Annotated in this window: 18 protein-coding genes and 1 pseudogene; 16 read left to right on the top strand and 3 right to left on the bottom strand. The window is 59.7% G+C overall.

What is annotated here, in order from left to right:
• Positions 1–32 precede the first annotated feature (32 nt).
• Entirely contained in the window at positions 33–896 is an 864-nt protein-coding gene (locus ACI5GA_RS14400) for a methyl-accepting chemotaxis protein (RefSeq protein WP_404637011.1), read from the bottom strand.
• A pseudogene (locus tag ACI5GA_RS14395) lies at positions 888–1,643 on the bottom strand (MCP four helix bundle domain-containing protein); the annotation flags it as partial. The pseudogene ACI5GA_RS14395 and the gene ACI5GA_RS14400, both read right to left, overlap by 9 nt.
• Before the next feature lie 337 nt (positions 1,644–1,980).
• Between ACI5GA_RS14395 and ACI5GA_RS14390 the strand changes: the two are divergent.
• Complete coding sequence (locus ACI5GA_RS14390) at positions 1,981–2,214, top strand: hypothetical protein (RefSeq protein WP_421423064.1); 234 nt, start codon at positions 1,981–1,983, stop codon at positions 2,212–2,214.
• On the top strand, positions 2,211–2,513 hold the full coding sequence (locus tag ACI5GA_RS14385; RefSeq protein WP_404636640.1) for a cell division protein ZapA: 303 nt from the start codon (positions 2,211–2,213) through the stop codon (positions 2,511–2,513). The genes ACI5GA_RS14390 and ACI5GA_RS14385 overlap by 4 nt, the downstream gene beginning before the upstream one ends.
• Positions 2,514–2,681: 168 nt before the next feature.
• Here the strand turns inward: ACI5GA_RS14385 and ACI5GA_RS14380 are convergent, their stop codons facing one another.
• Positions 2,682–3,722 (bottom strand): low specificity L-threonine aldolase, encoded by a 1,041-nt coding sequence (locus tag ACI5GA_RS14380; RefSeq protein ID WP_421423063.1) that lies wholly within the window; start codon positions 3,720–3,722, stop codon positions 2,682–2,684.
• 99 nt (positions 3,723–3,821) lie between these two features.
• Between ACI5GA_RS14380 and ACI5GA_RS14375 the strand changes: the two genes are divergently transcribed.
• The 14 genes from ACI5GA_RS14375 (at position 3,822) to ACI5GA_RS14310 (ending at position 19,275) form a co-directional block, all read left to right on the top strand.
• Positions 3,822–4,556, top strand: a complete 735-nt coding sequence (locus ACI5GA_RS14375) for a TraX family protein (protein ID WP_421423062.1) — start codon at positions 3,822–3,824, stop codon at positions 4,554–4,556.
• Between the two features lie 125 nt (positions 4,557–4,681).
• Positions 4,682–5,899 carry an alanine transaminase gene (gene alaC, locus ACI5GA_RS14370; RefSeq protein ID WP_404636637.1) on the top strand — a complete coding sequence of 406 codons (1,218 nt, stop codon included), beginning with the start codon at positions 4,682–4,684 and terminating at the stop codon, positions 5,897–5,899.
• Between the two features lie 350 nt (positions 5,900–6,249).
• Complete coding sequence (glyA, locus tag ACI5GA_RS14365; RefSeq protein WP_404636636.1) at positions 6,250–7,503, top strand: serine hydroxymethyltransferase; 1,254 nt, start codon at positions 6,250–6,252, stop codon at positions 7,501–7,503.
• Between the two features lie 15 nt (positions 7,504–7,518).
• Positions 7,519–8,769 (top strand): sarcosine oxidase subunit beta family protein, encoded by a 1,251-nt coding sequence (locus ACI5GA_RS14360; RefSeq protein ID WP_421423061.1) that lies wholly within the window; start codon positions 7,519–7,521, stop codon positions 8,767–8,769.
• A 15-nt stretch (positions 8,770–8,784) separates the two neighbouring features.
• The gene (locus tag ACI5GA_RS14355; RefSeq protein ID WP_404636634.1) at positions 8,785–9,099 is read left to right on the top strand and encodes a sarcosine oxidase subunit delta; all 315 of its coding nucleotides are present in this window, start codon (positions 8,785–8,787) and stop codon (positions 9,097–9,099) included.
• Positions 9,096–12,116: a sarcosine oxidase subunit alpha gene (locus ACI5GA_RS14350; protein ID WP_404636633.1), complete on the top strand. Its 3,021-nt coding sequence runs from the start codon at positions 9,096–9,098 to the stop codon at positions 12,114–12,116. The genes ACI5GA_RS14355 and ACI5GA_RS14350 overlap by 4 nt, the downstream gene beginning before the upstream one ends.
• A gap of 173 nt (positions 12,117–12,289) precedes the next feature.
• A complete protein-coding gene (locus ACI5GA_RS14345; protein ID WP_404636632.1) occupies positions 12,290–12,922 on the top strand; it encodes a sarcosine oxidase subunit gamma in 633 nt (210 codons plus the stop codon).
• 131 nt (positions 12,923–13,053) lie between these two features.
• Positions 13,054–13,911, top strand: coding sequence for a formyltetrahydrofolate deformylase (gene purU / locus ACI5GA_RS14340; protein WP_421423060.1), 858 nt, complete (start codon positions 13,054–13,056; stop codon positions 13,909–13,911).
• Between the two features lie 159 nt (positions 13,912–14,070).
• On the top strand, positions 14,071–15,270 hold the full coding sequence (fdhA, locus tag ACI5GA_RS14335; RefSeq protein WP_404636630.1) for a formaldehyde dehydrogenase, glutathione-independent: 1,200 nt from the start codon (positions 14,071–14,073) through the stop codon (positions 15,268–15,270).
• 176 nt (positions 15,271–15,446) lie between these two features.
• Positions 15,447–15,872 carry a DUF350 domain-containing protein gene (locus ACI5GA_RS14330; protein WP_404637010.1) on the top strand — a complete coding sequence of 142 codons (426 nt, stop codon included), beginning with the start codon at positions 15,447–15,449 and terminating at the stop codon, positions 15,870–15,872.
• 10 nt (positions 15,873–15,882) lie between these two features.
• Complete coding sequence (locus ACI5GA_RS14325; protein ID WP_421423059.1) at positions 15,883–16,545, top strand: DUF1190 domain-containing protein; 663 nt, start codon at positions 15,883–15,885, stop codon at positions 16,543–16,545.
• Positions 16,546–16,557: 12 nt separating this feature from the next.
• Positions 16,558–17,712, top strand: a complete 1,155-nt coding sequence (locus ACI5GA_RS14320) for a glutathionylspermidine synthase family protein (RefSeq protein ID WP_404636628.1) — start codon at positions 16,558–16,560, stop codon at positions 17,710–17,712.
• A 204-nt stretch (positions 17,713–17,916) separates the two neighbouring features.
• Entirely contained in the window at positions 17,917–18,579 is a 663-nt protein-coding gene (locus tag ACI5GA_RS14315) for a DUF1190 domain-containing protein (protein WP_404636627.1), read from the top strand.
• A gap of 123 nt (positions 18,580–18,702) precedes the next feature.
• Entirely contained in the window at positions 18,703–19,275 is a 573-nt protein-coding gene (locus ACI5GA_RS14310; RefSeq protein ID WP_404636626.1) for a DUF2780 domain-containing protein, read from the top strand.
• The last annotated feature ends 19 nt before the right edge of the window (positions 19,276–19,294 follow it).

Here is a 19,294-nt window from a genome sequence, read left to right as displayed (position 1 = left end):
CCACAGTGTTTATGCGTTGTCGCTCACGGTAACTACAACCTGAACCGCGCCACCATCCCGTTCAAATCCACCGCCAGACGCGACAGCTCATTGCTCGCCGCGCTGGTCTGGTTGGCGCCGGTCGCTGATTGAGTCGACAGGTCGCGGATGTTGACCAGATTGCGATCCACTTCACGGGCCACTTGGGCCTGTTCTTCCGCCGCGCTGGCGATGACCAGGTTGCGCTCGTTGATTTCCACGACCGCGCTGTTGATGGTGTCCAGCGCAACGCCTGCGCCTTTGGCGATGTTCAGCGTCGATTCGGCGCGTTCTGTGCTGCTGCGCATCGAATTCACGGCCTGTTCGGTGCCACCTTGAATGCTGCCGATCATGCGCTCGATTTCGCTGGTCGACTGCTGAGTGCGATGAGCCAGTGCGCGCACTTCGTCCGCCACGACGGCAAAACCACGACCGGCTTCACCCGCGCGGGCAGCTTCGATGGCGGCGTTCAGGGCCAGCAGGTTGGTCTGGTCGGCCAGGCCACGGATCACGTCCAGCACTTTGCCGATGTCGCGGGATTCGTCGGCCAGGTTGCCGATCAGGGTCGCAGTGCCCTGCACGTCGCTGCTCATGCGCTCGATGGCGCTCACGGTTTCCTGTACCAGATCGCGACCGTCGCTGGCCGAAGTGGTGGCGTTTTTCGACGCCTCGGAGGTGCTCACGGCGTTGCGGGCGACTTCTTCGACGGCGCTGGTCATTTCGTTGACCGCAGTGGCGGCTTGCTCGATTTCGTTGTTCTGCTGCGACAGACCGCGAGCGCTTTCGTCGGTGACGGTGTTCAACTCTTCAGCAGCCGACGCCAGTTGAGTGGCCGAACCCGAGATGCGTTGCAGGGTGTCGCGCAATTTGGATTGCATTTTCAGCATGGCGGCCAACAGCCGGCCCGCCTCGTCGGTGCCGTCGACGCGGATGGTTCGGGTCAGATCGCCCTCGGCGATTTCCTCGGCAGCATTCAGCGCCGACGCGATCGGACGGGTGATGCTGTTGGTCAGCAGCCAGGCGAACAGCAGCGTCAGCACGGTGGCGATGATCAGGAGGGTGACGACCATGGTAATCGCCGTCGAATACTGGTCAGACGCCATCTTGTTGGTGTCGTTGAGCTGTTGGGTGTTGATCTCTACCAGCTTGCCCAGCACCACGTTCATCTGGTCGGAATTGGTTTGCAGATCGTTATTGAGCAGCGCGGTCAGTTCGTCGAGCTTGTTGGCGTTGCTCAAGGACTTCATGCGGTCTTCGAGCACGCGGTAGTCGTTCAGCAGTTTGACGTATTGGTCATACGTGGCTTGCTCTTCAGGCGCGGCGATCAGCTTGACGTAAATGGCGCGAGCATCTTCGATCTGGCGGTTGCGCATGGCCAGCAGTTCGATGGTTTTTTGCTGGGTATCGGTCTCGCGGTTGAGCATCAAGCGATAGGACAGCACGCGCAGACGAATGCTGGCTTCGGTCAGCTTATCCAGCGCCTTGATGCTGGGCATGCTGTTGGTGGCCATGGTTTCGGTGGCATCGTTGATTTTGCTCATCTGGGTCAGCGCGAAGATGCCAAGCACCAGCATCAATAGGCCGATGATGGAAAAACCGAGGAAAGCGCGGGGCGCGATGTTCATATTGCGGAGGGACATGACGGTTCCTGAGAAAGCCGCAATCCATGCGTGCAAAGGGGAGGTTTGAAAGGGGATGCCTGGCTTATCGGTCATACCGCGCAAGACTTGAACCCTTTGGTTCGCTCCTGCGCGCTTATGCCGCAGTGAAGCTCATCTGACGAACAGCAGGAACAAGAGGGGGAAAACGCAGTCAATCACGTCCGTTACGCGTTTGCGCAATTGAAGCAAAAGATGTGCTTTTTCTGGTCGGTGTTGTGGCGTGAATGCCCTGATTTCACTGGTAGCAGGAGTGACTTTTCTTTATCGTACGCGCCCTTTGAAATTTGCCTGAGAAATCAAAATGTTGGAAGCATCCCTTAGCCAGTTGGAAAAGCTCGTCAGTGACCTGGTACAGCAAAATCAGGAACTGCAGAACACGAACGCGCAACTCGCCCAGGAGTTGAAGCAAGCCAGGGATGAAAACGACAGCCTACAACTGAGCCTGCTGGAGCAGGAAGAGAAGCAGGGCGCCACTGCCGCGCGTATTCAGGCGCTGGTTGACCGGGCCACCAGTGCGAGCGCGGTCAGCGCATGATCATGGATCGTGACTCCACCAAGGTCATTTCCATTCTCGGCAACGAATACACGATCAAGGCACCTGAGGGGCAGGAACAGGCCTTGATGGATGCCGTCATGCTGCTTAAAGCGGCGCTGACCGAGACCAAACGTAATTACCCGGCCCTGATCGGTGACCGCTTGCTGGTGCTGGCGGCGCTGAACCTGTGCTCGAAGCAGGTTGAACTCAAGCAGCAGCATGCGGCTGAGTTGAGCCGGTATGAGGAACAGGTCAGCGCGACGGTTGAGGTGATCGAGAAGACCATCGCGCAGGGGTGAAGGGTCGGAGACGACCGATTGGTTTGCACAATCGATCTGGCTGCCACCTTTCCCTGTGGGAGCGAATTCATTCGCGAATCGGTGTGTCAGGCAACGGTGATGTTGGGTGTGCCGACGCCATCGCGAATGAATTCGCTCCCACAGGAAGGTTGCGTCTGACCGGACGAATCAAGCCCCCATCACCAACCGAATGTCCGCCGCCAGCTCCCGCACGCGTGACACTTCGGTGTCCCACGAGCACATGAACCGTGCGCCGCCGCTCCCGATGAAGGTGTAGAAACGCCAGCCTTTGGCGGTCAGTGCGGCGATGGCCGCTTCCGACAGTTGCAGGAACACGCCGTTAGCCTGCACCGGGAACATCAGCTCCACGCCGGGAATGTCTTTGACCAGTTCGGCCAGCAACTGCGCGCAGCCGTTGGCGTGGCTGGCGTGTTTGAGCCAGGCATCGTTTTCCAGCAAGCCGACCCATGGCGCGGACAGGAAACGCATCTTCGACGCCAGTTGCCCCGCCTGCTTGCAGCGGTAGTCGAAGTCTTCGGCCAGTTTGCGGTTGAAGAACAGAATCGCCTCACCCACCGCCATGCCGTTTTTGGTCCCGCCGAAACACAGGACGTCGATGCCTGATTTCCAGGTCAGTTCGGCAGGCGAGCAGCCCAGATACGCACAGGCGTTGGCGAAGCGGGCGCCGTCCATGTGCAGGTTCAGGCCCAGTTCCTTGCAGGTTTCGCTGATGGCTTTCAGCTCTTCTGGCAGATAGACGCTGCCGACCTCGGTCGCTTGGGTCAGCGTCACAACGCGGGGTTTGGGGTAATGAATATCGGCGCGCTTGAGTGCGACTTCGCGAATCGAGGCGGGCGTCAGCTTGCCGTTCTCGCTACGGGCGGTCAGCAATTTCGAGCCGTTGGAGAAAAATTCCGGAGCGCCGCATTCGTCGGTTTCGACGTGGGCGGTTTCAGAGCAGATGACGCTGTGGTAACTCTGGCACAGCGATGACAGGGCCAGCGAGTTGGCGGCCGTTCCGTTGAAGGCAAAAAACACTTCACAGTCGTTCTCGAACAACTGACGGAATTGATCGGCAGCGCGCGCTGTCCATTGGTCGTCGCCATAGGCGCGTTGATGCCCGTGGTTGGCTTGCTCCATCGCCGCCCAGGCTTCCGGGCAGATTCCCGAATAGTTGTCGCTGGCAAACTGCTGGCTTTGGTCTGACATGGCCGGTTCCTTGTAATCGAAGGCTGGGACTGTAACCAAGAATCGAGGGTTTGGTCATGCATTCTTGCGTCGGAAAGTTCAGCAAAGCAGTAGGGTGAAATGAGCGAAACGACATCAGCGGTCCGCCCTGTGCGTGATCGGGCACTGGACCTGCTCAAGTGGTTGGCGATAGTGAGTATGGTCATGGACCATCTGCGCTATGTCGGGTGGCACGTGGACTGGCTGTATGTGCCGGGGCGTCTGGCGTTCGCGTGGTTTTGCCTGGCGATTGCGGTGAACGTCGGACGAGGTTCGGCGCAGCCCCGTGTGAGTTGGAAATATCTGACGTGGCTGGCCGTATTTTCCGTGGTCTCGGAGTTCCCGTATCGGCTGTTCATTGCGGACGAAGTGACGACGTTCAATGTGTTGCCGACGCTGGCGCTGGGATTGCTGGTTGCACAGGGCGCCATCCATCGCTCATGGCAGGCTCGGATTTTTGGGTTTATGGCGCTGGGCATCGGCGTCGCTTTTGCGCCGCAACTGATGTTTGGCGCCTTCGGCGTGCTGCTACCGACGGCGTTTTTGCTGGTGCTGCGTGGGTCGCTGTGGCTGGCGGTGGTGCCGGGGATTGTGTGTTTATTGAGCAATGAGTGGTCGAAGATTATTGATGGGATGTTGTGGGGCGATCCGATTTCAATTGGTGCCTTGATCACCTGTTTGCTGGGGCCTTGGCTGGGGTTGGCGATATTACGCTGGCGTCCGGGTTTCGATGTCTGGCCAATGCGCAGGTGGGCGTATCTGATTTATCCGCTGCATTTTTTGCTCCTGTACGCGCTGCGAACGCTGATCCTGTAGGAGCGGGCTGATCTGAGATCCTTGTAGACAAACCGCCATCACGACGCTTATCTTCCGCACCAGGCCACCGCAGTGGCCAGCGTCGCTCGGACGGTTCCGGGCGCTTACGTCTTCTTGAGGTTTCCATGGCTGACCACGGTTCGCCGCGCCGCTTTGCGCGTATCGATCGACTCCCCCCTTACGTGTTCAACATCACTGCCGAGCTGAAAATGGCCGCTCGTCGTCGTGGTGAGGACATCATCGACCTGAGCATGGGCAACCCCGATGGGGCAACGCCGCCGCATATCGTCGAAAAACTGGTCACCGTCGCCCAACGTGAAGACACTCACGGCTACTCGACTTCGCGTGGCATTCCGCGTCTGCGTCGGGCGATCTCTACCTGGTACAAAACCCGTTACGAGGTCGACATCGACCCCGAAAGCGAAGCCATCGTCACCATCGGCTCGAAAGAAGGGCTGGCACACCTGATGCTCGCCACCCTCGATCAGGGCGACACCGTGCTGGTGCCGAACCCCAGCTATCCAATCCACATCTACGGCGCCGTGATCGCCGGGGCGCAGGTGCGCTCTGTGCCACTGATTCCGGGCGTGGACTTCTTCGCCGAGCTGGAAAAAGCCATTCGTGGTTCGATTCCCAAGCCAAAGATGATGATTCTCGGCTTTCCGTCCAACCCGACCGCCCAGTGTGTCGAATTGGACTTCTTCGAGCGCGTGGTCGCGCTGGCCAAACAGTACGACGTGCTGGTGGTTCACGACCTGGCCTACGCTGACATCGTCTACGACGGCTGGAAAGCCCCGTCGATCATGCAGGTGCCGGGCGCCAAGGACATTGCGGTGGAGTTCTTCACCCTGTCCAAGAGCTACAACATGGCGGGCTGGCGGATTGGTTTCATGGTCGGCAATCCTGAGTTGGTCAGCGCACTGGCGCGGATCAAGAGCTACCACGACTACGGGACCTTCACCCCACTGCAGGTCGCGGCCATTGCTGCACTGGAGGGCGATCAGCAGTGTGTGCTCGACATCGCCGAACAGTACCGTCAGCGCCGCAACGTGCTGGTTAAAGGTCTGCACGAGTTGGGCTGGATGGTGGAAAACCCGAAAGCGTCGATGTACGTCTGGGCCAAGATTCCCGAGGCCTATGCTCATCTGGGGTCGCTTGAGTTCGCCAAGAAGCTGCTGGCTGAGGCCAAGGTGTGCGTATCGCCGGGCGTCGGTTTTGGTGAGTACGGCGACGATCACGTGCGTTTTGCGTTGATCGAGAACCAGGACCGGATTCGTCAAGCGGTTCGCGGTATTCGCGGCATGTTCAGGGCCGACGGATTGTTGCCAGCCAAATCGGTCTGATTGCGACATCGTCTCCTCTAAAAATCCCCGGCCCAGCCCGGGGATTTTTTGTTTGAACCTGATCGTTCCCACGCTCCGCGTGGTAACGCCGCCTCGGGCGCTCTGCGCCCTCTACCGCAGTGACGCAGAGCGTCACGAGATGCATTCCCACGCGGAGCGTGGGAACGATCAAAAAGGGTGTCGCAATCGCGCATCTGCCGGTCTCTCCAAACCCATGTCGTAAACGCGCCTTTGCGTGGCGTGCGTAGGCATCTGGTCTGTTTGCGTCAGCCCTAGTATCGCCATCAAAGAGCGATTCAAAAGCTCTGACACGACAATTCAGGCGCCGCGCCGCCGCTGGGAGATCCGCGATGTTCAGCAAGCAAGACCAAATCCAGGGTTACGACGATGCACTGTTGGCAGCGATGAATGCCGAAGAGCAGCGTCAGGAAGATCACATCGAGCTGATCGCCTCGGAAAACTACACCAGCAAGCGCGTGATGCAGGCCCAGGGCAGCGGCCTGACCAACAAATACGCAGAAGGCTACCCGGGCAAGCGTTACTACGGCGGCTGCGAATACGTCGACAAAGTCGAGCAACTAGCTATCGACCGCGCCAAGCAACTGTTCGGTGCTGACTACGCCAACGTGCAGCCGCACTCCGGTTCTTCGGCCAACAGCGCCGTTTACCTGGCACTGCTGCAAGCGGGCGACACCATTCTGGGCATGAGCCTGGCCCACGGCGGTCACCTGACTCACGGCGCCAAAGTGTCGTCCTCGGGCAAGCTCTACAACGCTGTTCAATACGGCATCGACACTACCACCGGTCTGATCGACTACGACGAAGTCGAGCGTCTGGCCGTTGAGCACAAGCCAAAAATGATCGTCGCCGGTTTCTCGGCGTACTCGAAGACTCTGGACTTCCCACGCTTCCGTCAGATCGCTGACAAAGTCGGTGCGCTGCTGTTCGTCGACATGGCCCACGTGGCCGGTCTGGTCGCTGCTGGCCTGTACCCGAACCCGCTGCCGTACGCTGACGTGGTCACCACCACCACCCACAAAACCCTGCGCGGTCCACGTGGCGGTCTGATCCTGGCCAAGTCCAACGAAGAGATCGAAAAGAAACTGAACGCCGCCGTATTCCCGGGCGCTCAAGGTGGCCCGCTGATGCACGTCATCGCAGCCAAAGCCGTGTGCTTCAAGGAAGCGCTGGAGCCGGGTTTCAAAGCCTACCAACAGCAAGTGATCGAAAACGCCCAGGCCATGGCGCAGGTGTTCATCGATCGCGGTTACGACGTAGTTTCCGGTGGCACCGACAACCACCTGTTCCTCGTCAGCCTGATCCGTCAGGGCCTGACCGGTAAAGATGCCGACGCCGCTCTGGGCCGCTCGCACATCACCGTCAACAAAAACGCCGTACCGAACGACCCACAATCGCCGTTCGTGACGTCGGGCCTGCGTATCGGCACCCCGGCGGTCACCACCCGCGGTTTCAAAGTTACCCAGTGCGTCACGCTGGCCGGCTGGATCTGCGACATTCTCGACAACCTCGGCGATGCCGATGTCGAGGCCAATGTTGCCAGCCAAGTCGCCGCGCTGTGCGCCGATTTCCCGGTTTACCGCTGAGTCAGGAGTCGCACCATGCAGCATTACTCGGGCTTCGGCCTCTTCAAACACTCCCTCAGCCACCACGAAAACTGGCAGCGCATGTGGCGCACCCCGACCCCTAAAAAGGTCTACGACGTGGTCATCGTTGGCGGTGGCGGTCACGGTCTGGCGACCGCGTACTACCTGGCCAAAGAGCACGGCATCACCAACGTGGCCGTGGTCGAGAAAGGCTGGCTGGGCGGCGGCAACACGGCCCGTAACACCACCATCGTGCGCTCCAACTACCTGTGGGACGAATCGGCCCACTTGTATGAACATGCGATGAAACTGTGGGAAGGCCTGTCGCAGGATCTCAACTACAACGTCATGTTCTCCCAGCGCGGTGTGTACAACCTGTGCCACACCCTGCAAGACATGCGTGACTCCGAGCGTCGTGTCAGCGCCAACCGCCTGAACGGCGTCGATGGCGAACTCTTGAACGACAAACAAGTGGCGGAAGAGATTCCGTACCTGGACTGCTCGAAGAACACCCGTTACCCAATCATCGGCGCGACCGTTCAACGTCGCGGCGGTGTAGCCCGTCACGACGCCGTGGCCTGGGGCTTTGCCCGCGCCGCTGACGCACTGGGCGTTGACCTGATTCAACAGACCGAAGTCATTGGCTTCCGCAAGGAAAACGGCGTCTGCGTCGGTGTTGAAACCAACAAAGGCTTCATCGGCGCCAAGCGCGTCGGCGTGGTGACCGCCGGTAACTCCGGTCACATGGCCAAGCTCGCGGGCTTCCGCCTGCCGGTCGAATCGCATCCGCTGCAAGCGCTGGTGTCCGAGCCGATCAAACCGATCATCGATAGCGTGATCATGTCCAACGCCGTTCACGGTTACATCAGCCAGTCCGACAAGGGCGACCTGGTGATCGGCGCGGGTATCGACGGCTGGGTCGGCTACGGCCAGCGCGGTTCGTACCCGGTGATCGAACACACCATCCAGGCCATCGTCGAGATGTTCCCGGTCCTGTCCCGAGTGCGCATGAACCGTCAGTGGGGCGGCATCGTCGACACCACACCGGACGCGTGCCCAATCATCTCCAAGACGCCGGTTCCGAACATGTTCTTCAACTGCGGTTGGGGTACGGGTGGCTTCAAGGCCACGCCGGGTTCGGGCAACGTCTTCGCTGCCAGCCTGGCAAAAGGTGAAATGCACCCATTGGCCAAACCGTTCTCAATCGACCGTTTCCACAACGGCGCATTGATCGACGAACACGGCGCTGCAGCCGTAGCCCACTAACAGGAGACCCAAATCATGTTGCACATCTTCTGTCCTCACTGTGGCGAACTGCGCTCCGAAGAGGAATTCCACTCGTCCGGCCAGGCTCACATCCCGCGTCCACTGGACCCGGCCGCCTGCACCGACGAACAGTGGGGCGACTACATGTTCTTCCGCGACAACCCGCGCGGCATCCACCACGAACTGTGGATTCACGCTGCCGGTTGCCGTCAGTACTTCAACGCCACGCGTGACACCGTGACTTACGAAATTCTCGAAACCTATCTGATTGGTACCAAGCCACAGTTTGTAAATCCTGTGCCTGCGGTCGGAAAGGGAGACAAAGCATGAGCCAGTCCAATCGTCTGCCTAACGGCGGTCGCATCGACCGCAGCAAGGTTTTGAACTTCAACTTCAACGGCCAGACGTACCAAGGCTTTGAAGGCGACACCCTGGCCGCAGCTTTGCTGGCCAACGGCGTCGACATCATTGGTCGTAGTTTCAAATACTCGCGTCCTCGCGGCATTTTCGCAGCGGGCGCCGAAGAGCCGAACGCTGTATTGCAGATCGGCGCGACCGAAGCTACCCAGATTCCGAACGTGCGCGCCACGCAACAAGCGCTGTACTCGGGCCTGGTTGCCACCAGCACCAACGGCTGGCCAAGCGTGAACACCGACGTGATGGGGATTCTTGGCAAGGTCGGCGGCAAGTTGATGCCACCGGGCTTTTACTACAAAACCTTCATGTACCCGCAATCGTTCTGGATGACTTACGAGAAGTACATTCGTAAGGCCGCAGGTCTTGGCCGTTCGCCGACCGAAAACGATCCGGACACCTACGACAACATGAACCACCACGCCGACGTGCTGGTGGTCGGCGCAGGCCCTGCCGGTCTGGCCGCAGCATTAGCGGCTGCACGCAGCGGCGCCCGTGTGATCATCGCTGACGAACAGGAAGAATTCGGCGGCAGCCTGTTGGACTCCCGCGAAAGCCTCGACGGCAAGCCTGCCGCTGAGTGGGTGGCCACTGTCGTTGCCGAGCTCAAAGGCCTGAAAAACGTCGTGCTGCTGCCACGCGCTACCGTGAACGGCTACCACGACCACAACTTCCTGACCATTCATGAGCGTCTGACCGATCACCTCGGCGACCGCGCACCGATTGGCCAGGTACGTCAGCGTTTGCACCGCGTTCGCGCCAAGCGCGTGGTCCTGGCGACCGGTACTCACGAGCGTCCACTGGTTTACGGCAACAACGATGTGCCGGGCAACATGCTGGCCGGTGCCGTGTCGGTTTACGTCCGTCGTTATGGCGTGGCGCCAGGCAAGAAGCTGGTGCTGTCGACCAACAACGATTACGCCTACCGCGTGGCGCTGGACTGGCTCGACGCCGGGCTGCAAGTGGTCGCCGTAGCCGATGCCCGTCACAATCCACGTGGCGCACTGGTGGAAGAAGCCCGCGCCAAGGGCATCCGCATCCTGACCGGCAGCGCCGTGATCGAAGCCCGTGGTAGCAAGCGCGTCAGCGGTGCCCGCGTGGCAGCTATCGACGTGCGTGCACACAAAGTCACCAGCCCAGGCGAGTGGCTCGACTGCGACCTGATCGCCAGCTCCGGCGGTTACAGCCCGGTGGTTCACCTGGCCTCGCACTTGGGCGGCAAGCCAGTCTGGCGTGAAGACATCCTCGGTTTCGTGCCGGGTGAAGCTCCACAGAAACGCGTCTGCGTCGGCGGCATCAACGGCGTATACGCGCTGGGCGACGCGCTGGCCGATGGTTTCGAAGGTGGCGTGCGCGCCGCGACCGAAGCAGGCTTCCAGCCGGTGGAAGGTGTGATTCCGAAGGCCCTGAGCCGCGTTGAAGAAGCGACGCTGGCGATGTACCAGGTGCCGCATGAGAAGGGCACCTCCCGTGCGCCGAAGCAATTCGTCGACCTGCAGAACGACGTCACTGCCGCCGCCATCGAACTGGCGACCCGCGAAGGTTTCGAGTCGGTCGAGCACGTCAAACGCTACACCGCACTGGGCTTCGGTACCGATCAGGGCAAACTGGGCAACGTCAACGGTCTGGCCATCGCGGCCCGTTCGCTGAACGTCACCATCCCTGAGATGGGCACCACCATGTTCCGCCCGAACTACACGCCGATCACCTTCGGTGCGATCGTCGGTCGTCACTGCGGTCACATCTTCGAGCCTGTGCGCTTCACCGCGCTGCACGCCTGGCACGTCAAGAACGGCGCCGAATTCGAAGACGTCGGTCAGTGGAAACGTCCGTGGTACTTCCCGAAAGCCGGTGAAGACATCCATGCCGCCGTGCGCCGCGAATGCAAAGCCGTGCGCGACAGCGTCGGCCTGCTGGACGCTTCGACCCTCGGCAAGATCGACATTCAAGGCCCGGATGCCCGCGAGTTCCTGAACCGCATCTACACCAACGCCTGGACCAAACTGGACGTGGGCAAGGCGCGTTACGGCCTGATGTGTAAAGAAGACGGCATGGTCTTCGACGACGGCGTCACCGCTTGCGTCGCCGACAACCACTTCATCATGACCACCACCACTGGCGGCGCAGCTCGCGTCCTGCAATGGCTGGAGATCTATCAGCAGACCGAATGGCCTGATCTGAAGGTGTACTTCACCTCGGTGACCGACCACTACGCGACCCTGACCCTGTCTGGCCCGAACAGCCGCAAGCTGCTCAGCGAAGTGACCGACATCGATCTGGACCGCGAAGCCTTCCCGTTCATGACCTGGAAAGAAGGTCTGGTGGCTGGCGTTCCGGCTCGCGTGTTCCGGATTTCGTTTACCGGTGAGCTGTCCTACGAGGTCAACATCCAGGCCGACTACGCCATGGGCGTTCTGGAAAAAATCGCCGAGGCAGGCAAGAAGTACAACCTGACCCCGTACGGCACTGAAACCATGCACGTGCTGCGGGCCGAGAAGGGCTTCATCATCGTCGGCCAGGACACTGACGGTTCGATGACCCCGGATGACCTGAACATGGGCTGGTGCGTCGGTCGCACCAAACCGTTCTCGTGGATCGGCCAGCGCGGCATGGCTCGCGAAGACTGTGTACGTGAGGATCGCAAGCAATTGGTCGGCCTCAAGCCGGTCGATCCGAACAAGTGGCTGCCGGAAGGCGCGCAACTGGTGTTCGATCCGAAGCAGTCGATTCCGATGACCATGGTCGGCCACGTGACGTCGAGCTACGCGGCAAACTCGCTGGGTTATTCGTTTGCCCTCGGTGTGGTCAAAGGCGGTCTGAAGCGCATGGGTGAGCGCGTGTTCTCGCCACAGGCGGACGGCAGCGTGATCGAGGCAGAAATCGTGTCCTCGGTGTTCTTCGATCCGAAGGGTGACCGGCAGAACGTGGAGTAAAGGCTGGGCGAGCGCGGTGCCTTTGATGTACCGCGTGGCCTGATCGATTCGCCAGCAAGCCGGCTCCCACAGACTGCATTCCATTGTGGGAGCCGGCTTGCTGGCGAAGAGGCCATCCGAAACACCACAAATGTTGCGTCAACTGGAACAACAGAATTCAAGACAGGTGCTTTATGACCACAGCCAACGTTTACCAACAGCGGCCAACGACCGACGTCAAAGCCGAGTCGCCACTGTTTCACGCCGACCTGAAAAGCCTGGTCGGCAAAGGCCGCACCAACCCGGGTGTGGTGCTGCGCGAGAAAAAACTGCTGGGCCATCTGACCATTCGTGGCGATGCCCATGATCCGGCCTTCGCCGCCGGTGTACACAAAGCGCTGGGCATGGAACTGCCTGCCGCGTTGACGCTGGTGTCCAGCGGCGACAGCTCGATCCAGTGGATGGGGCCGGATGAGTGGCTGCTGATCGTGCCAACCGGCGAAGAGTTCACCGTTGAGCAGAAACTGCGCGAAGCGCTGGCGGGCCTGCACATTCAGGTGGTCAACGTGTCGGGCGGCCAGTCGATTCTGGAACTGACCGGCCCGAACGTGCGTGACGTGCTGATGAAGTCCACCAGCTACGACGTGCACCCAAACAACTTCCCGGTGGGCAAGGCAGTGGGCACCGTGTTCGCCAAGTCGCAACTGGTGATTCGTCGTACGGGCGAAGAAACCTGGGAACTGGTGATCCGCCGCAGCTTTGCGGATTACTGGTGGTTGTGGTTGCAGGATGCGAGCGCTGAGTACGGCCTCGGTATCGCGGCGTAAGTCATGCCGTCATCGCGAGCAAGCTCACTCCTACAGGTCATCGCGTTTCCTGTAGGAGTGAGCTTGCTCGCGAATGCGTCGTATCAGGCGCTGCTGCTTCAACTGATTCGTAAAAACAGGAGCAACACCCCATGAGCCGCGCACCCGATACCTGGATTCTGACTGCCGATTGCCCCAGCGTGCTGGGCACGGTGGATGCGGTGACGCGCTTTTTGTTCGAGCAGGGCTGCTACGTCACCGAGCACCATTCGTTTGATGATCGGCTGTCCAGCCGCTTTTTCATTCGTGTCGAATTCCGTCAGCCGGAGGGTTTCGATGAAGCTTCATTCCGCGCAGGTTTGAGCGAACGTGCCAATGCCTTTGGCATGAACTTCGAGCTGACAGCCCCGAACTACCGGCCAAAAGTGGTGATCATGGTCTCCAAGGCCGATCACTGCCTGAACGATCTGCTCTACCGCCAGCGCATCAACCAACTGTCGATGGACGTGGTCGCTGTGGTCTCCAACCACCCCGATCTCGAACCGCTGGCCCGCTGGCATGAGATTCCCTACTACCATTTCCCACTCGACCCTAACGACAAGCCTGCGCAGGAAGCGAAGGTCTGGCAGGTGATCGAAGAATCCGGCGCTGAACTGGTGATCCTCGCCCGCTACATGCAAGTCCTGTCGCCAGAGCTGTGCCGCAAGCTCGACGGCAAAGCGATCAACATTCACCACTCGCTGCTGCCGGGCTTTAAAGGCGCCAAGCCGTACCACCAGGCCTACAACAAAGGCGTGAAACTGGTCGGCGCGACGGCGCATTACATCAACAACGATCTGGACGAAGGTCCGATCATCGCCCAAGGCGTCGAGGTGGTGGATCACAGTCACTACCCTGAAGACCTGATCGCCAAAGGCCGCGACATCGAGTGTCTGACCCTGGCGCGAGCGGTGGGGTATCACATCGAGCGGCGGGTGTTCCTGAATGCCAACAGGACCGTCGTTCTTTGAATGATCGTTCCCACGCTCCGCGTGGGAACGATCAACGATCAACAATCATCAGCAACAAACGAAACACCCAGAGCAACCACTGCGTTGCGGCAACACCCAAGCAACGCATTTCTCCGCTACACAGCTGCATCCATAAAAACAATTCAGCGAGGTGAAAGCATGTCTGGTAATCGTGGTGTGGTGTATCTCGGCGCAGGCAAGGTCGAAGTACAGAAGATCGACTATCCCAAAATGCAGGACCCGCGCGGGAAGAAGATCGAGCACGGTGTCATCCTGCGCGTAGTCTCTACCAACATCTGTGGTTCGGACCAACACATGGTTCGCGGTCGCACCACTGCTCAAGTCGGTCTCGTACTGGGCCATGAGATCACGGGCGAAGTGGTCGAAAAGGGCAGTGACGTCGAAAACCTGAAAATCGGCGATCTGGTTTCCGTTCCCTTCAACGTTGCTTGCGGCCGCTGCCGGTCCTGCAAGGAACAACACACAGGCGTCTGCCTGACCGTCAACCCGGCCCGTGCCGGTGGCGCTTACGGTTATGTCGACATGGGCGACTGGACCGGTGGCCAGGCCGAGTACGTGCTGGTGCCGTACGCCGACTTCAACCTGCTCAAACTGCCGAATCGCGACAAGGCCATGGAGAAAATCCGTGACCTGACGTGCCTCTCCGACATCCTGCCGACCGGTTACCACGGTGCCGTGACCGCAGGCGTTGGTCCCGGCAGCACCGTTTACGTGGCCGGTGCAGGCCCGGTCGGTCTGGCCGCCGCAGCGTCGGCTCGCCTGCTGGGTGCTGCTGTGGTGATCGTGGGCGACCTTAACCCGGCGCGTCTGGCTCACGCCAAAGCACAGGGTTTTGAAGTGGTCGATCTGTCGAAAGACACCCCGCTGCATGAGCAGATCGTTGACATCCTCGGCGAGCCGGAAGTGGATTGCGCCGTCGACGCGGTCGGTTTTGAAGCCCGTGGTCATGGCCATGAAGGCGCCAAGCACGAAGCCCCGGCCACCGTGCTCAACTCGCTGATGCAAATCACTCGCGTCGCAGGCAAGATCGGTATTCCGGGCCTGTACGTGACCGAAGATCCGGGTGCTGTGGACGCAGCGGCCAAAATCGGTGCGCTGAGCGTGCGTTTCGGCCTAGGCTGGGCGAAGTCCCACAGCTTCCACACCGGCCAGACTCCGGTCATGAAATACAACCGCGCCCTGATGCAAGCCATCATGTGGGACCGCATCAACATCGCTGAAGTGGTGGGCGTACAGGTCATCAGCCTGGACGATGCGCCACGGGGTTACGGCGAATTCGATGCAGGTGTGCCGAAGAAATTCGTGATCGACCCGCACAAGATGTTCAGCGCGGCCTGACGCCTTCGCCACCAAGGCGGCTCCTACAAAGGTTGTGCAGTAGCCAGTGCAAAGGCGGCCTTCGGGTCGCCTTTTTTGTGGCTGTCTTTCCGGGTTCTCGGTCTGCGTGCTGTTGTCGTCGCAGGTTTCGTGATATTCAAGCCAACCTGTTCAACAAGGAAGTGAGTGGTGCAATGCTGATCGACGCACTCAAGATGTCTCTTCAGGGCTATGCGGTTCTTGGTTTTGTGCTGTACCTCGTTGGCGCGGTGGCGATTTTTTCGCTGTTCGCCTTCGTTTATACCCGTCTGACACCCCATGCCGAATTTGCGCTCATTCGTGAAGGCAATACGGCTGCCTCCGTGGCGCTGTCCGGGGCGATGATCGGGTTTGCGATCCCGGTCGCCAGTGTCATTTCCCATTCGATTTCCCTGCTCGATTTTCTGGTCTGGGCGCTGATCGCTTCGCTGGTGCAGCTGCTGGTGTTCGGCTGCGTGAGCCTGGTGCTCAAAGGGCTGTCCAGCCGAATCGAGAAAGGAGAAATGGCCGCTGCGATTCTGGTGGCGGCGATTTCCGTGAGCATTGGTCTGCTCAACGCGGCCTGCATGACGCCACCGGTCTGAGGGGAATGCCATGAAGCGCAGTGCAACTGTTCGTCTGGCCGCATTGGGCAGCATCCCGCTGGCCTTGGCGTTTTGTCACGGGGAGCGACGACCGACCCGCACGATCACCGAAACCGCCCAATACACCTCGATGGACGCCTGCACCGCAGCGGGCGTTGCCGTGGACGTTTGCAGCGACGCGTACAAGACGGCTTACGAGATTCATCGAAAGCGGGCGCCGTCCTACAACAACGTCGCCGATTGCGAAGCGGATTACGCCATTGGTACGTGTATCGACCGATCGGACAATGGCCGCATCATGCCCGCGGTAACCGGATTTGCAGTTACCACACAGCGGGATGTTCCTGATGATCAGCAGACATCATCCAGTGGCGGCGGGAGTTCTCACGGGTCCGGCAGCAGTTTCTGGCGCTGGGTGAGTCTGGGGGACGATGGGGTTCGCTATTACAGCGAGCCCACTTATCGCGAAAGCGTCGGTAAGGATGGCTCGCGAATGGTGACGCTGAATCAGCAACTGAATGATGGCAAAGCGTTCGCCAAGGCCAAAAGCGGCAGGTTCAACATTTCCAGCCCGCAGTCATTCGCCACCAGCGCACGCTTGGCCGGTGCCGAGCCGGTACGAATCAGCCGAGGCGGCTTTGGTTCGCGCGGCGGTTTTGGGTTTGGTGGCTGAGGGGCGTTTCCAATGAAGAGAGTTCGCATCGCCCCCCGCGCCGATTGGCGAGAAACCGCAGCGCAGTTCGGTTTTGGCTTTCACACCTTCGACGGAGAACCGTACTGGGACGAGTCCGCCTATTACCAGTTCTCTCTCGAACAGATCGAGCGGGATCTGGAAGACCCGACCCTTGAGATCCACCAGATGTGCCTGGACCTGGTGGCTCGGGTGGTCGAGAGCGAACAACTGCTCGAACGGCTGGCCATCCCCGCTGCCTACCACGACCTGATACGTCGCTCATGGAAGGCGCGGCAGCCCCATTTGTATGGGCGCATGGACCTGAGCTATGACGGCCACGGCCCCGCCAAACTGCTGGAAACCAATTACGACACGCCCACCTCGCTGTACGAGGCGAGCTTTTTTCAGTACCTGTGGCTGGATCAGCAGATGCAGCGCGGCCAACTCAGCCCGGACTGTGATCAGTTCAACAGCCTTGAAGAAAAACTGTCGGAGCGGTTCAAGGCGTTTCGCTTCAAGCCTCCATTTCATTTCTCTTCTATTCGTGGCTCGATCGAGGACCGTGGCACGGTCGATTACTTGCGTGATATCGCCCATGAAGCTGGGCTGGACACCCGGATGATCGCCATCGAAGACATCGGGCTGAGCAATCTTGGTCAGTTTGTCGATGAACAGAATGCGCCGATCAACACCCTGTTCAAGCTGTACCCTTGGGAGCATATGTTTCAGGAAGCTTTTGGTCCGGCCATCGACCAAAGCGGCACCCAATTCGTCGAGCCAGCCTGGAAAGCCATTCTGTCGAACAAAGGCGCGCTGGCGTTGCTGTGGGAGTTGCACGAGGGGCACCCGAACCTGCTGGCAACTTATTTCGACAATGACCCGACTCGCCCACTGGACAACGGCTGGGTGCGTAAGCCCTTCTTTTCTCGCGAAGGCGCCAACATCGAAATTCGTACCGACAAGGGGCGCCGTGTTTATCAAGGTGGACCTTATGGCGATGGGCCGTGCATCCGGCAGCGATTTCACGCCTTGCCGTGTTTCGACGGGAACTACACCGTGATTGGCAGTTGGATGATCGGTGATCAGCCTGCCGGTATCGGCATTCGTGAAGACGACTCCCTGATCACCATGGACACGAGTCGTTTCCTGCCTCACGTCATTCTCTGATCGCCCTTGATTGCGTATCCCTCAGGCGATCTTTGGGTCGCCTTTTTTGCGGCTTTTTGTAAGTCGAGTCGCTTGATGGTGTAGGTCAATTCTGAAAGTGCATGAGGAATTTTTGATTTCTATACCAGCTTGTTTCTGAGCGGTGGGGAGCGTGTTATTTGTCCGCCCGGTTTTTTCTGGGGCAGGACGCAGATGTTGCTAGGGATGTTGAAAGCACCTTTTTGGGTGGGTGCTGTGACAGGGCTAATGGCATTGCCGGGGGCGTTGGCGAATACGGATGTTGAGCCAGGCGCGCAACGCTGGATCACTTCCACGGTATTTTTCGAAAACGCCAACGCGTGCATGTGGGCAGGTGTGCCGACGCGAGTGTGCCAGGCAGGTTACCGCTCGGCGTATCGGCAACACGTGCGCATTGCCCCAGCCTATCGGGAGCGTGAAGACTGCGAGGCAGACTTTGCGCCTGGCGAATGCTTTGTCAGTGGTGCTTCTCACCTGTGGTCTCCCTGGTTGTCGGGGTTCTCTCTGATCACGCATGCACGACTGCCGCCATCCGCGCTTCAAGCGCAACGTGTCAGCCAGATGCCCATGGGTCAGCTAAATCGAACGTGGTCTCAGCATTTGCAGGGCGTCAGCCAGTCGCCGGAGCTTGTGACGCAGGTGCGGTATTTCAGTGCGCCTTTGTATTGGGAGCGGGATCACCAAGGAGGGTTTCGTCTGACAACATTGCTTGAAAAACTGCGCAGCGGAGAGCGGTTCGCCAAAGCGTTCAGCAAGCGTCCACCGGTCAATGCGGGCTCTGCGTTGTGGACGCGGCAATTGGCGAGGGTCTTCGAGCCGCAACGGCTGATGGATGCGGGAATACCCTGAATCTTCGTGAGCGCGTCGGACATCGGCTCGTTTGAACTTCTTTTCGGGCCACGGTCCAACGCGTGTTTATCCGGCCATGGCCGGTGTTTCTGGAATGTGAGCTGGAAAGTGAGGTGGGTGCAAATGAACGTTTCAATAAAGGTCGCACAGAAAATCACTCGCGGCGCGGCTCTGACGATGCTGATGGCGCTGGCCGCAAGCCCGGTATTCGCTTTCAATCTCAACGACGCGGCCAACGCGGTTTCCAACGCAACTGGTGGTCAGCAGAAAGCCACCGCTGCGCCTGAAGCAGCAGGTCTGCTCAACACGCTGGGCTCCCAACTGAACGTGACCCCGCAACAAGCCGTAGGCGGGACGGGCGCATTGCTGGGGCTGGCGAAGAACAAACTCTCCAGTAACGACTTCTCGCAATTGAGCCAGTCGGTGCCGGGGCTTGATCAACTGTCCGGCACGTCGGCGCTCGGTAGTCTGGGCGGGCTGGGCGGCATGCTCGGCAACTCTGGTAGTCAGTCGGCGGTCAACAACGCGCTGGGCAACGTGCAGAGCATGGGCGATGTCAACAAGGCCTTCAGCGCGCTGGGCATGGACAGCGGCATGGTGGGTCAGTTCGTACCGGTGATCCTGCAATATCTGGGGCAGCAGGGCGCGAATGATTCGGCGCTGTCGGCATTGAGCAGTGTCTGGGGCGCGAAGTAAGCACCACTGACTCACGCGG

The sequence above is a fragment of the Pseudomonas sp. Pseu.R1 genome (assembly GCF_045764065.1).
GTDB lineage: Bacteria > Pseudomonadota > Gammaproteobacteria > Pseudomonadales > Pseudomonadaceae > Aquipseudomonas.
This window is presented reverse-complemented; position numbering and strand designations above follow the sequence as displayed.